Annotated in this window: 11 protein-coding genes and 1 pseudogene; 5 read left to right on the forward strand and 7 right to left on the reverse strand. The window is 43.9% G+C overall.

The window, feature by feature from the left end:
- The 3 genes from AACS90_RS08050 to purD form a co-directional block, all read left to right on the forward strand.
- Positions 1-322 (forward strand): hypothetical protein (locus AACS90_RS08050; RefSeq protein ID WP_206601822.1); only part of this gene is annotated, 322 nt, incomplete at its 5' end.
- Positions 323-375: 53 nt separating this feature from the next.
- Positions 376-1965, forward strand: coding sequence for a bifunctional phosphoribosylaminoimidazolecarboxamide formyltransferase/IMP cyclohydrolase (gene purH / locus AACS90_RS08055; protein ID WP_099120209.1), 1590 nt, complete (start codon positions 376-378; stop codon positions 1963-1965).
- A gap of 155 nt (positions 1966-2120) precedes the next feature.
- The gene (purD, locus tag AACS90_RS08060) at positions 2121-3404 is read left to right on the forward strand and encodes a phosphoribosylamine--glycine ligase (RefSeq protein ID WP_099120210.1); all 1284 of its coding nucleotides are present in this window, start codon (positions 2121-2123) and stop codon (positions 3402-3404) included.
- A 50-nt stretch (positions 3405-3454) separates the two neighbouring features.
- Here the strand turns inward: purD and AACS90_RS08065 are convergent, their stop codons facing one another.
- From AACS90_RS08065 to hemE, 5 genes are all read right to left on the reverse strand, one after another.
- Positions 3455-4108: a DUF1481 domain-containing protein gene (locus AACS90_RS08065; protein WP_099120211.1), complete on the reverse strand. Its 654-nt coding sequence runs from the start codon at positions 4106-4108 to the stop codon at positions 3455-3457.
- A 50-nt stretch (positions 4109-4158) separates the two neighbouring features.
- Entirely contained in the window at positions 4159-4431 is a 273-nt protein-coding gene (hupA, locus tag AACS90_RS08070) for a nucleoid-associated protein HU-alpha (protein ID WP_099109277.1), read from the reverse strand.
- A 184-nt stretch (positions 4432-4615) separates the two neighbouring features.
- Positions 4616-5206 (reverse strand): YjaG family protein, encoded by a 591-nt coding sequence (locus tag AACS90_RS08075; protein ID WP_099120212.1) that lies wholly within the window; start codon positions 5204-5206, stop codon positions 4616-4618.
- A 76-nt stretch (positions 5207-5282) separates the two neighbouring features.
- Positions 5283-5960 (reverse strand): deoxyribonuclease V, encoded by a 678-nt coding sequence (nfi, locus tag AACS90_RS08080; protein WP_099120213.1) that lies wholly within the window; start codon positions 5958-5960, stop codon positions 5283-5285.
- Positions 5961-5965: 5 nt separating this feature from the next.
- Positions 5966-7030: a uroporphyrinogen decarboxylase gene (gene hemE, locus AACS90_RS08085; RefSeq protein WP_099120214.1), complete on the reverse strand. Its 1065-nt coding sequence runs from the start codon at positions 7028-7030 to the stop codon at positions 5966-5968.
- A 425-nt stretch (positions 7031-7455) separates the two neighbouring features.
- On the opposite strand from hemE, the gene dcp reads away from it, so the two are divergent.
- Positions 7456-9654: a peptidyl-dipeptidase Dcp gene (dcp, locus tag AACS90_RS08090; RefSeq protein ID WP_099120215.1), complete on the forward strand. Its 2199-nt coding sequence runs from the start codon at positions 7456-7458 to the stop codon at positions 9652-9654.
- A gap of 75 nt (positions 9655-9729) precedes the next feature.
- Here the strand turns inward: dcp and nudC are convergent, their stop codons facing one another.
- The gene (nudC, locus tag AACS90_RS08095; RefSeq protein ID WP_193757123.1) at positions 9730-10497 is read right to left on the reverse strand and encodes an NAD(+) diphosphatase; all 768 of its coding nucleotides are present in this window, start codon (positions 10495-10497) and stop codon (positions 9730-9732) included.
- Positions 10498-10870: 373 nt separating this feature from the next.
- Here nudC and AACS90_RS08100 point away from each other — a divergent pair.
- A pseudogene (locus AACS90_RS08100) lies at positions 10871-11081 on the forward strand (IS5/IS1182 family transposase); the annotation flags it as partial.
- Positions 11082-11202: 121 nt separating this feature from the next.
- Here the strand turns inward: AACS90_RS08100 and AACS90_RS08105 are convergent.
- Positions 11203-12168 (reverse strand): class I SAM-dependent methyltransferase, encoded by a 966-nt coding sequence (locus AACS90_RS08105; RefSeq protein ID WP_099120216.1) that lies wholly within the window; start codon positions 12166-12168, stop codon positions 11203-11205.
- Positions 12169-12636: the final 468 nt, after the last annotated feature.

Here is a 12636-nt window from a genome sequence, read left to right on the forward strand (position 1 = left end):
GTTCCGCTGTCCTGCGCGGCGTGTCTCAGCTCAGCGTCGGTCAGTGGTGGCGCATTATAGGGAGTTTTTCGGCCCTGACAATAGTTTTTTTGAAAAAAATTATCGTTTGCTGCATTACACAGCAAAACACCGACTTATACCAAGTTACACACAAGGTTATCAACAGAGCGATATTTTACTAAAAATTCTCGAGCATCGCGCAAACGTTTGCGTTACAATCTCAGCGGAAAAAATAGCCATGTGCTTTTTTCTGTTTGTTTTGAAATGTTATTGTGGAAAGCCATTTTTTATCCGAATGGCGTTTTTTTGGCCTAAAAGGTAACTATTTCTCTCAATAACACATTCTTGTTTGATGAAATCCAAGGGATCACACCAATGCAACAGCTTCGTCCAATCCGTCGTGCCCTGCTGAGTGTTTCTGACAAAGCGGGTATTGTTGAATTTGCTAATGCCTTATCTAATCGCGGTGTTGAACTGCTTTCAACGGGAGGAACCGCCCGCCTGTTGGCTGAGGCTGGCCTGAATGTCACTGAAGTTTCCGACCATACTGGTTTTCCTGAAATGATGGATGGCCGGGTGAAAACACTTCATCCTAAAGTACATGGCGGCATTCTTGGCAGGCGTGGGCAGGATGATGCAGTAATGGAGCAACATCAGATTGCACCTATTGATATGGTAGTCGTTAATCTTTATCCCTTTGCCCAGACCGTCGCAAAACCGGATTGCTCTCTGGAAGATGCTGTAGAGAATATTGATATTGGTGGCCCGACAATGGTTCGCTCTGCGGCCAAAAACCATAAAGATGTTGCGATTGTTGTCAACGCACAGGATTACAACAAGATTATTGAGGAAATGGACAACCATCAGAATTCCCTCACTCAACCCACTCGTTTCGATTTAGCTATCAAAGCATTTGAGCATACCGCTGCTTATGACAGTATGATTGCCAACTATTTTGGCAAACTGGTTCCGGCTTATCATGGCGATAACGATCAACCATCAGGGAAATTCCCACGCACATTAAATCTCAACTTCATTAAGAAGCAGGATATGCGCTACGGCGAGAACAGCCATCAGGATGCTGCTTTCTATATAGAAGAGAAGATCACAGAAGCCTCTGTCGCTACAGCAACACAATTACAGGGCAAAGCACTTTCCTATAATAATATCGCAGACACTGATGCCGCTCTGGAATGTGTAAAAACTTTCGCCGAACCAGCTTGTGTCATTGTCAAACATGCTAATCCTTGCGGAGTAGCGATCGGAGCGGATATTCGTACCGCTTATGATCGGGCATTCAAAACTGACCCAACATCCGCATTTGGCGGGATTATCGCGTTTAACCGTGAGCTGGATGCTGACACGGCTAAAATCATTATTGAGCGCCAGTTTGTCGAAGTTATTATTGCTCCTTCTATTAATAAAGAAGCACTGCCTATTCTGGCAACCAAGCAAAATGTCCGCGTTCTGTCATGTGGTGAATGGAATTCAGCGGTTGCCGGTCTGGATTTTAAGCGCGTTAATGGTGGTTTATTGGTACAGGATCGCGATTTAGGCATGGTAACAGAAGCAGAATTGCAGGTGGTTTCCAAACGACAGCCAACAGAGCAGGAAATGCAGGCTGCCTTATTTTGCTGGAAAGTGGCTAAATTCGTTAAATCTAATGCTATCGTTTATGCCAAAGATAATATGACTATTGGCATTGGTGCAGGCCAGATGAGCCGGGTTTACTCCGCTAAAATTGCAGGTATTAAGGCCGGGGATGAAGGTCTGGAAGTTCAGGGATGTGCGATGGCTTCTGACGCTTTCTTCCCATTCCGCGATGGTATTGATGCCGCGGCTTCTGTCGGCGTGACTTGCGTGATCCAGCCGGGTGGCTCTATTCGCGATGATGAGGTCATTGCGGCTGCTGATGAACATGGTATTGCCATGATTTTCACCGGAATGCGTCATTTCCGCCACTAATCCCCCTAACACTTATACCCAATGGATTTCAAGTTGCATCGCGACGGCAAGGGAACTAATCCCCGGGAGCATAGATAACTATGTGACTGGGGTGAGTGAGAGCAGCCAACAAAGAGGCAACTTGAAAGACGAAGGGTATATAATGAGAGATAATAATGAATATACTAATCATCGGTAATGGTGGACGGGAACACGCACTTGCATGGAAAGCCGCACAATCTCCACTGGCAGAGCTGGTTTACGTTGCTCCGGGAAATGCTGGAACGGCTCTGGAACCTAATTTGAAAAATGTGGATATTGCCGCAACAGATATCGAGGGGTTAGTGGCATTTGCTCAAAGCCACCATATTGATCTCACAATTGTAGGGCCAGAAACACCGCTGGTTATTGGCGTGGTTGATGCTTTCCAACAGGCTGGGCTGACAATTTTTGGCCCGACTAAAGCCGCCGCGCAATTGGAAGGATCTAAAGCCTTCACTAAAGATTTCCTTGCTCGCCATCATATTCCAACAGCGACTTACCAGAATTTCACCGAAATAGACCCCGCGCTCGCTTATCTGGAAAAAACAGGTGCTCCGGTTGTCATTAAGGCCGATGGGCTAGCGGCAGGTAAAGGCGTCGTTGTCGCCATGACAATGGAAGAAGCACAGAATGCAGTTAAAGATATGCTGGCGGGTAATGCGTTTGGCGATGCCGGTCACAGGATTGTTATTGAAGAGTTTCTGGATGGAGAGGAAGCCAGTTTTATTGTCATGGTGGATGGTAAAAATGTGGTTCCTATGGCAACCAGTCAGGATCATAAGCGGGTAGGTGATGGCGATACCGGGCCAAATACTGGTGGAATGGGCGCGTATTCTCCTGCTCCTATAGTCACGGATGAGGTTCACCAGCGGGTCATGGAAAAAGTCATTTATCCGACCATTAAAGGCATGGCTGCTGAAGGAAATACTTATGTCGGTTTTCTGTATGCCGGTTTGATGATTGATAAACAGGGTGAACCGAAAGTCATCGAATTTAACTGCCGCTTTGGTGATCCTGAAACGCAGCCTATTATGATGCGCCTGCGTTCCGACTTAGTGGAGCTGTGTCTTGCCGGGGCAAAAGGCCAGTTAGATGGAAAAACCTCTGAGTGGGATAACCGTTCTGCTCTGGGTATCGTGTTAGCTTCAAGCGGTTATCCGGCTGATTATTCTAAAGGCGATATCATTAGTGGCCTGAATCAAGAACCGCAAGCAGGGGAAAAAGTTTTCCATGCCGGAACGGCTTTGAAAGATAAAGACGTGGTCACTGCCGGTGGCCGTGTGTTGTGTGTTACAGCATTGGGAGACAATATCGCTGAAGCTCAGACAAAAGCCTACCTGAGAGCAGAAAAGATTAACTGGAAAGGCTGCTTTTATCGCAAAGACATTGGCTACCGTGCTATTGCTCGTCTGAAATAACAATATTCAGAAAAAAAGCCAGAAATAAAAAGTCGGCGAAAGTAACTGGATTACAGCTTATCTTTCGTCGGCTCCCAAAGACAAAAATCGTCATTGGCAACTAATAATAACTGTTTACCTTCTGGTGCTTCCAGCCAGGCAATAGTGAGTATGCCATAACTGTTTTTACTTCTTTCTTCGAGCCATGCCTGTGACTGAGGGTCAAACTCAATCGATATTTTCGCGCCTGAACAGGTAGTCACTTCACTGTTCTGCCAGTGCCCCTGCATCAGTTTTACCTTCCCGGCAATGAGAACATCGCTGGTTTCTTTTATTCGGCTGGCCTCAAACAATGACCTGATGATGTCATCGTTGGAAAGTTGCTCGCGATGCCCATCAAACTCGCGTTGCATAAAAACAACGTTGTCGTTTTTATCTAACCGCAGGATTTCCTCTGTTGGATTATCATTAAATACATTGCGGCGCATCTGCCATAAATGACCCTGACGGTATTCGTAGAAAGTAACAGTGGTGTTTTTGTGTTGGTAAGGGCTGTAAACGCTCATGATAACCTGAGGTTTACTGTTTTGATCATTCAGACGCCATAAGCGGATAACGCCGCCATCGGTAATGAAGCCACTGGCACTGAAAGTGGGTTCTTTCGGTTTGACTGAGCAGGCGCTGAGCAATGAGATTAACCCCAATGCTAACAGCCCCTGTATCATCAACAAAAGGGGCGTTGACTTCCCCTCTTTTTTCTTTTTTCGCAATACGATTACTTGACTGCGTCTTTCAGAGCTTTACCAGCAGAGAAAGCAGGTACGTTTGCAGCTGCAATTTTGATTTCTTTACCAGTCTGTGGGTTACGACCAGTACGCTCTGCACGATGATTAACTTTGAAAGTACCAAAGCCAACCAGTTGTACTGCATCACCGCTTTTCAGAGATTCGGTGATTGCAGCCAAAGTTGATTCCAGGGCAGCTTTAGCCTGAGTTTTGGTCAGATCAGCACCTGCTGCGATTGCATCAACTAATTCAGTCTTATTCATAGATTATCCTTACAGTGTGTTTATCGTTTGCAAAGCATCGAGTGCGACGGATATGCCGATTTGACAGCACCCCTGCATACACGCACCGATAGCCACTTCTTTTCGCCCTCAATTTAGAACAGAGTGAGGGCAAATGTGAAGTCTTTAAATCCGGCAAATCAAGCACTAAGTCACGTTTTATAACTTATTGCTCTAAATTTATGCCGATATTGCTGACTCCGCACTCACGGAGGTCAGCCTTTAATCCTTTAATTAATTCTATGTCCCGTTCTTCGCAGTTCGCCAATAAACGGTAAATCTCCCATTGAATATCCCATTCCTCTTCAATGGCAGGCAATGCCTTTAATTCATCCTCTGTCATTTCGTGACCAGCCTGCGTCATTTCCAGCATGGCGACAGTACGGATGGATATTTCACTGACGGCTATTGCATGCTCTAACGTTGAACCACTCAAACGCGAATGAATGACTTCACCTAATGCAATACACGCATCAATTGCTGGATACACACCATAAATATCATAGCTATCTGCTGATGGGATAATGGCTTCCAATTTTTCCAGCTGGTTATCAAAATTTACTTTTGCATCTTTGACAACTAATGTCTCCCACACCAGATCAAGAATTCGGCGATATTGTGCAGGATCAGCAAACTCAGTCTGATGGCAAAACGTGTGATAATTCGGATACATCCGCTCACATAGACTAGCCATAAAAGTCAGATGTTGCCAACTTTCAAGCTTCTCCAACCTCAGGTGAATCGGGTTCTTTAACATTAGTCGTTACTCATGATGCCTAATTTGCGCCGAAGTTTACCTGAAAATCAAGAATATCCACATATTTCCGCCTCAATTAAAGACTTTTCTGCATTGTTTGCCTAAAAAATACTCTATTTGAGGCTATTCCATCAGCCCAACGGGTCGGTTCAGGTAACCTATATCCTTTCATACAGTGTTCAACCCAACCAATGGCGCTGTCAATACTGACCTTATGACCAATGGAAATATAGAGTGGATTACACCTTTTTTTGCTCCGCCAGACCAAACCTATCTGTTCACCATGATCGATCAGTGGCTGACGGCTTCCCACTACATCTCCGACAGGAGCATGTTCACCACACAGACGACTTTTAGCTACCCCGATTGTCGGAACATCCACCAGCAAACCAAAATGGCTGGCAATGCCGAAACGTCTTGGGTGAGCTATCCCCTGACCATCAACCATCACCAGATCAGGACGTAAGTTTAACTTACTCCATGCTTCGAGCAATGCCGGATATTCACGAAATGAGAGTAAACCGGGAATATAGGGAAGTACAGTCGCCGTTCTCGCGATTTGGTATTCTGCCAGCTCAAGAGTGGGATAACGTAAAACAGCGATGGCGGCACGGGTTATCGTGCCGTTTTCTTCAAACCCAACGTCAGCCCCTGCAATGAATTCCGGGATAAAAGAAGCTGGAAGCACATCATGGCGAATCACCAATTGTGCTTTCTCTGTCTGTTCCTGACGTAGTGCTTTAGTGTTGTACATAGATTTTATTGATGGTATTTCGCTGATAACCGGTGCACTGCTTCGACAAAAGCCCCTGCATGCTCTGGCGGAACGTCCTGATGAATACCATGCCCCAGATTGAAAACATGCCCATTACCTGTACCAAAGTCTTGCAGGATGGTCGAAACTTCCTGTTCAATCCGTGCTGGCTGAGCATACAGCATAGATGGATCCATATTCCCCTGTAGGGCGACTTTATCTCCGACACGACGACGAGCATCAGCAATATTCGTTGTCCAGTCCAGCCCAAGAGCATCACAGCCAGTTGCAGCCATCGCCTCAAGCCATTGCCCCCCCCCTTTTGTAAATAGGGTGACAGGTACTCGGCGGCCTTCATTCTCGCGGATCAGCCCATCGACAATCTTATGCATATATCGCAGGGAAAACTCCTGATAATCGCGCTGGGACAAAACTCCTCCCCATGTATCGAAAATCATGACAGATTGTGCGCCTGCTTTAATCTGGGCGTTCAGATATAGAATAACGCTATCAGCCAATTTATCCAGCAACAGATGAAGTGTCGCCGGCTCAGCATACATCATGGCTTTGATCTTAGTAAACGCCTTACTGCTTCCGCCTTCGACCATATAGGTTGCCAGTGTCCACGGGCTGCCGGAAAAACCAATCAGAGGAACCTGCCCTGCCAGTGCCTTGCGTATCGCACGGACAGCATCCATGACATAACCCAGCTCCATCTCCGGATCAGGAACAGGTAACTTTTCTACATCGGCATGGTTAAGGATTGGCGACTGAAAACGCGGGCCTTCACCAGCTTCGAAATACAGCCCTAACCCCATTGCATCAGGAATGGTCAAAATATCGGAAAACAGAATGGCCGCATCCAGTGGAAAACGTCGCAAAGGCTGAAGTGTCACTTCACAGGCCAGTTCAGTATTTTTGCACAACGAGATGAAATCCCCCGCCTCCTGCCGTGTTGCTTTATATTCAGGTAAATATCGTCCTGCCTGCCGCATCATCCATACCGGAGTGATATCAACTGGCTGACGTAATAAGGCACGCAGATAACGGTCGTTTTTCAACTCATTCATGACAGGCTCCCTTGATTATCGACAAAAAGCGCCCGCATGATAACACGTCAAAAGCCTAACTTCCGTTGTGACTGCCAATAAATAAACGTTCGGTCATCAATCACCAACCTAAGATGAAAAAAATTTATGTATGGGTTCACAAAACCAGGAACAAGAACTAGGCACTCCGGTCTATTGCTCTCATTATGTTAACCTTGTGTTACAGGTATGTAGCGCGCAGGCAATCTGATATCTCACATTGCCATAATCCTTCACCGTTCGCGCTTTTCAGTTAATCGTTGGATGAATTGGTTTACGTTAGTTAATTGACGGTCGTTCATGGACTTTAGTTAAGCGACCATCGTCAATCGACTGTCTCAAAGCTCTTATAAAGTCATTTTCATTGATAAATAACCTATAAAATTTACATGGAGGAGTTTCGACTGATGCGTTTATCCATTTTAGTACTGGCTATTGGCTTAGCATTAGGCACTCAGGCGCAAGCCGAAGAAAATAAACGGGGCTCTGACCACACTAACGTATCAGGTGGCCAGATAAAGGAGGTAAGTGTGACCGATGAAGTTGACCAACAACAAGATAAGAATAATCCTTTCTTCTATACCAGCGTACTCCCCTTTCAGGCACCTCCGTTTGATAAAATAAAAGAAACAGATTACTCACCTGCAATCACGGCCGGTATTAAACAGAAGCTGCAAGAAGTGGGGAAGATCGCCAATAATCCCGTACCGCCTGACTTTGAAAATACCTTTATCGCACTGGAGAAAACCGGTACGACGCTGGATCGGGTAACAAACGTATTTTGGGCGATGACCTCAGCAAATACGACAGACGGGTTACAAAAACTCAGTGAGGAAATGTCACCAAAACTGGCAGCAATGAATGATGAGATTATGCTGAACAGTAAACTGTTCAACCGCATCAAAACCGTTTACCAACAGCGTGAAACACTGAATCTGGACTCCGAATCGCTCCGTCTGGTAGAAGTCATTTATAAGCAATTCGAATTAGCGGGTGCCAATTTATCTGATGCCGACAAAATAAAAATGAAAGCATTAAATCAGGAAGCGGCAACCCTGCGTACTCAATTTACCAATAAATTGCTAGCAGCAACCAAAGATGGCGCTTTGACGATTAAGGATAAAACTCTGCTGGCCGGGTTGTCCGATGGCGAAATGGCTGCAGCAGCACAGGCTGCCAGTGAACGTAAGCTGGATAACCAATGGCTGTTCGTATTACAGAACACGACCCAGCAACCGATTCTGCAAGATCTGAAAGATCGCGATACACGTAAGGCGCTATTCGAAGCATCGTGGAACCGGGCTGAAAAAGGGGATGATAACGACACACGCCAAACGCTGGCCCGATTAGCAAAAATCCGTGCTGAGCAGGCTAAGCTACTAGGTTTCAAAGATTACGCATCATGGAAGCTGCAAAGCCAGATGGCAAAAACTCCGGAAGTCGCATTGAAGTTTTTACGTGATATTGTTCCTGCTGCAACTGCACGCGCTGAACGTGAAGCAAAAGATATTCAGGCCGTGATTGACCAGCAAAAAGGCGGCTTCAAAGTGGAAGCATGGGATTGGCCGTTCTATGCCGAACAGGTACGCAAGGCAAGGTATGATTTGGACGAGTCCCAGATTAAGCCCTATTTCGAACTGAATAATGTCCTGAATAACGGCGTGTTCTACGCCGCCAACCTGCTATATGGCATTACCTTTAAAGAGCGCAAAGACATTCCGGTTTATCATCCCGATGTCCACGTGTATGAAGTTTTCGATAAGGACGGGCAACAACTGGCGTTGTTCTATTCCGATTACTTTAAGCGTGACAATAAAGCCGGTGGCGCCTGGATGAGTAATTTTGTCGATCAGTCCAGACTCTTCGGAACCAAACCGGTAATTTACAACGTTGCCAACTTTACTAAACCGGCTCCGGGCCAGCCAGCACTGTTATCGTATGATGACGTGATCACAATATTCCATGAATTTGGACATGCGTTACACGGCATGTTTGCCGATCAGGAATACCCGACTCTGTCAGGAACCAGTACTGCTCGTGACTTTGTGGAGTTCCCATCACAAATTAATGAATACTGGGCCCGTGATCCCAAGGTATTTGCGAATTACGCCAGACATTACCAAACCGGTGAAGTCATGCCGCAGGCACTGATGGATAAAATCAATCAGGCGGATAAATTTAACAAAGGTTATCAAATGACCGAGTTACTGTCAGCCGCACTACTGGATATGCACTGGCATATGCTGGCCGCAGATAAGCCGCAGCAGGACGTGAATAAATTTGAAGCCGCATCTTTGCAAGAAGATAAGATCCATCTCAACTACGTGCCGCCACGCTACCGTTCCAGTTACTTCAAACACATTTGGGGCGGTGGTTATGCTGCCGGTTATTATGCCTATCTGTGGACAGAAATGCTGGCGGACGATGCGTTTGCATGGTTTACCGAGCATGGCGGTCTGACAAGAGAAAATGGTCAGATTTTCCGCGATAAGATATTGTCACGCGGCAATAGTACAGATTTGGAAAAACTGTATATAGACTGGCGAGGTAAGCCACCAAGTACTGAATCTATGCTGAAAAACCGGGGTCTTACGGAACAAGAATAACTAAGTATAGCTAAAGGCTGAGAGTTACCTGATATAAAACACCGGGTAACTCTCATGAATTTTAAGTATTCACTATCAATACTGACGACATAGTGCGACCGTTTCCTCAATCAGACGACGGGCAATCGTATCAGGCCCGGGGATCAGGGGAAGATCATCATATCGATACCAATCCGCACTGATTAGCTCAACGGGGTCGTGCTCAATATCTCCACTCTCATAATCAGCCAGAAATCCCATCATCAGTGAATGCGGAAAAGGCCACGGCTGAGAAGTAACATACCGCAGGTTACGGATTTTTATCCCACTCTCTTCCATCACTTCGCGGTGTACTGTCTCTTCCAGTGTTTCCCCCACTTCCACAAACCCAGCCAGCACCGTATGCATACCATTGCGATGGCGCTGATGTTGTGCCAGTAAAATGTGATCTTCACGGCGGATACCGACAATAATGCAGGGAGCAATTTGCGGATAATAGCGTTCATCGCAATGGTGACACAGGCAGGCCCACTCGTGCTCAGTCTGCTGCATTTCATGACCGCAATACCCACAGTAACGATGTGAGCGGTAAAACTCAGCCAACTGGACTCCGCGCCCTACCAACTGAAATAATTGAGGATCCTGCTCTGCAATCCGGCGGGGAGAATACATATCTGATGCCATCTTATGACGGACAAGCCACACTACTTCCCCCAACCACTCGCCGATAGCGTAGGCGACAAGGCCCTGCAATGACCAGCTCTCGGCAGTTCCCAGTGGTAAGTCTCCCTGCGGAAGCCAAACTCTGTTTTCAAGACTGACAATCCACCAGCCTCGTTCTATACCTGTCAGTTTTTTTTGCATCATTGGTTCCATCATGTGTTGTGTCATATGCTGTGCTCATTAAGAATATCTTAACCAAGTCAGTGTTAATTAAATGTTAACCAGCATTCATATACAGGATCTATATGAACGCATACAATATTTTTTTGCACGACTTTCTTTGTCGTGTTTTGAACGCATTCTGACATAGACCTCGTCCTGATATGCGTTGACATTTATTAATGCCTGACGATGTACTTCATCAGAGGCCGATATTTCTTATATATTTCATAAGATCACATTAGTAGGTGACATTTTACAAATAACCATCCCTGATACATTGCATTCACTAATAGGAATGATTTTAGTTTAATAAAGACACCTGAGTTAACCCCGGTTTTTGTGATTGCAGATTAAGGATTACGATAGCAAATGTTTCAGGGAAATAGTCAAACAAGAAAGAGCAACACTGGTTATTCCTACCGGAAAAACAAGCGAAAATCGGATAAGAAGATTGATAACGGTTTATACCATCACCGTCATTGAGTGGAAAATACGATTAATCAACACAAAATTACGCCAGCATACTGGCACTGGCGTTTATCATTGTCTGGCGACCCATGTGAACGGAATAAGCCATGAATACAAAACGACGTTGTAATAGCTATTGGCTAACAAGAGACTGGCTGTAAATGATGAGCGCAAGCACTCCCTGTTGTTCCACAACCCAGACTCAGTATTTTCATATCAATTTACCTTACACAGCCAAACGTAGCTATTATCAACCTCCAGTACTATTTCTTCTATTACATTTAGGCAACTTCTTTCGAAAATTTCCATATAATCTGCACGAGTTCGTGGTACAAGCCCTTGTAGTCGATGAATATAATCAAACCCTCTAGCGAAAATATTATTGATGCTATTCCCTTTCTCATTAGTAACAGTATCAAATAAAATAATAAACTTCAGGTTAGGGAATAAATTCCGATAATCATTAAATAGTTTTTCTAATCTTTCATTTGGCTCAATATGATGTGTAAAGAAAGTAAATAATATAGCTTCAACGGATGGGTTAATCTCATTAATTATAGTAACATCCTGTTGTTTAAATTTTATCTCACTTGCTCCAGAATATGTTTCTCTCAGATTTTTATTTGCAAGCTCAATGGCATTAGCATTAATATCCATACCAATACCATTAAAACCAAATTGGCGACAAATATTAATCAACCTCAAACCTGCGCCACATCCCATATCACACAAGGTGCCACTAATATCAAGTTGACTAAAAATATTTTCCATATGTTTATCAATAAAATACCCGCCTATCTCGGCTGAGTATTTGGCTACACTAGCGCCATCATAAGGGAGAACATTGTAATTCCCATCAAATATCTCTTCTTGTTTAGATAATAAATCTCTATATGCATATAACCATAATTTGAAAATAGGTAATTTCTTTTTTATCTCCTCAACACTTATTTGTAATTGGCATATACCATCGACCACAGTCAATATACCACCGTCTTTTAAAGACGTAATTACAGCATCAACATAAGAAAGTTTTTTCTTATAATGTTCTCTAAGTTCGGATTCAACTATTCGGCCATTTTTATCAAAGTGGTCAAATAAATTCATATGTTCTGCTAACATAACTGCTTTACTTATTATATTACCAGAAAATGCGACATCTAGATTATCCTGTTTATTCATTTTCAATCACTTCCAAATAATTTAACATGATCAATCTCTTGCTCAAACAAGATGATAATTACAATGTTTATTTGAGCTGGAATAAGATATTTTTGTGAACAGCATTCCGGATTACCTATTATGTAATAGTGTTTATTGTGTAGTTCAGAAATCATTTCTTGGTTACTTTTGAAATATCGGATATTAAAATATTATATTTCAAACTTTCCAATAAGTAAGTATATCCATCAGTAAATTTGAATTTACAATTAAAACCTTCAGCTTCAGTTATTATATTTTTCAGTTAAAATTTTCATTACCACATTAATTAATTATAATTATTCCATTCTTCTACCATGGAATATTATTATTTTTTAAAACACCATTCCACTGGTAAATTGTTAAACTTTTATTATGGGCATGTAATTACATAACGATACGTTACTTCGTGATAACGTATTTCACGGAAAATCTAAGTTAAAATAACTT

Source organism: Xenorhabdus sp. KK7.4, from assembly GCF_963876465.1.
GTDB lineage: Bacteria > Pseudomonadota > Gammaproteobacteria > Enterobacterales > Enterobacteriaceae > Xenorhabdus > Xenorhabdus stockiae.

What these genes read in the sequence shown, in the direction of transcription:
- purH (WP_099120209.1), top strand. Translation starts at nt 376, where the DNA reads ATGCAACAGCTTCGTCCAATCCGTCGTGCCCTGCTGAGTGTTTCTGAC.
- purD (WP_099120210.1), top strand. Translation starts at nt 2,121, where the DNA reads ATGAATATACTAATCATCGGTAATGGTGGACGGGAACACGCACTTGCA.
- AACS90_RS08065 (WP_099120211.1), bottom strand. Translation starts at nt 4,108, where the DNA reads ATGATACAGGGGCTGTTAGCATTGGGGTTAATCTCATTGCTCAGCGCC.
- hupA (WP_099109277.1), bottom strand. Translation starts at nt 4,431, where the DNA reads ATGAATAAGACTGAATTAGTTGATGCAATCGCAGCAGGTGCTGATCTG.
- AACS90_RS08075 (WP_099120212.1), bottom strand. Translation starts at nt 5,206, where the DNA reads ATGTTAAAGAACCCGATTCACCTGAGGTTGGAGAAGCTTGAAAGTTGG.
- nfi (WP_099120213.1), bottom strand. Translation starts at nt 5,960, where the DNA reads ATGTACAACACTAAAGCACTACGTCAGGAACAGACAGAGAAAGCACAA.
- hemE (WP_099120214.1), bottom strand. Translation starts at nt 7,030, where the DNA reads ATGAATGAGTTGAAAAACGACCGTTATCTGCGTGCCTTATTACGTCAG.
- dcp (WP_099120215.1), top strand. Translation starts at nt 7,456, where the DNA reads ATGCGTTTATCCATTTTAGTACTGGCTATTGGCTTAGCATTAGGCACT.
- nudC (WP_193757123.1), bottom strand. Translation starts at nt 10,497, where the DNA reads ATGCAAAAAAAACTGACAGGTATAGAACGAGGCTGGTGGATTGTCAGT.
- AACS90_RS08105 (WP_099120216.1), bottom strand. Translation starts at nt 12,168, where the DNA reads ATGAATAAACAGGATAATCTAGATGTCGCATTTTCTGGTAATATAATA.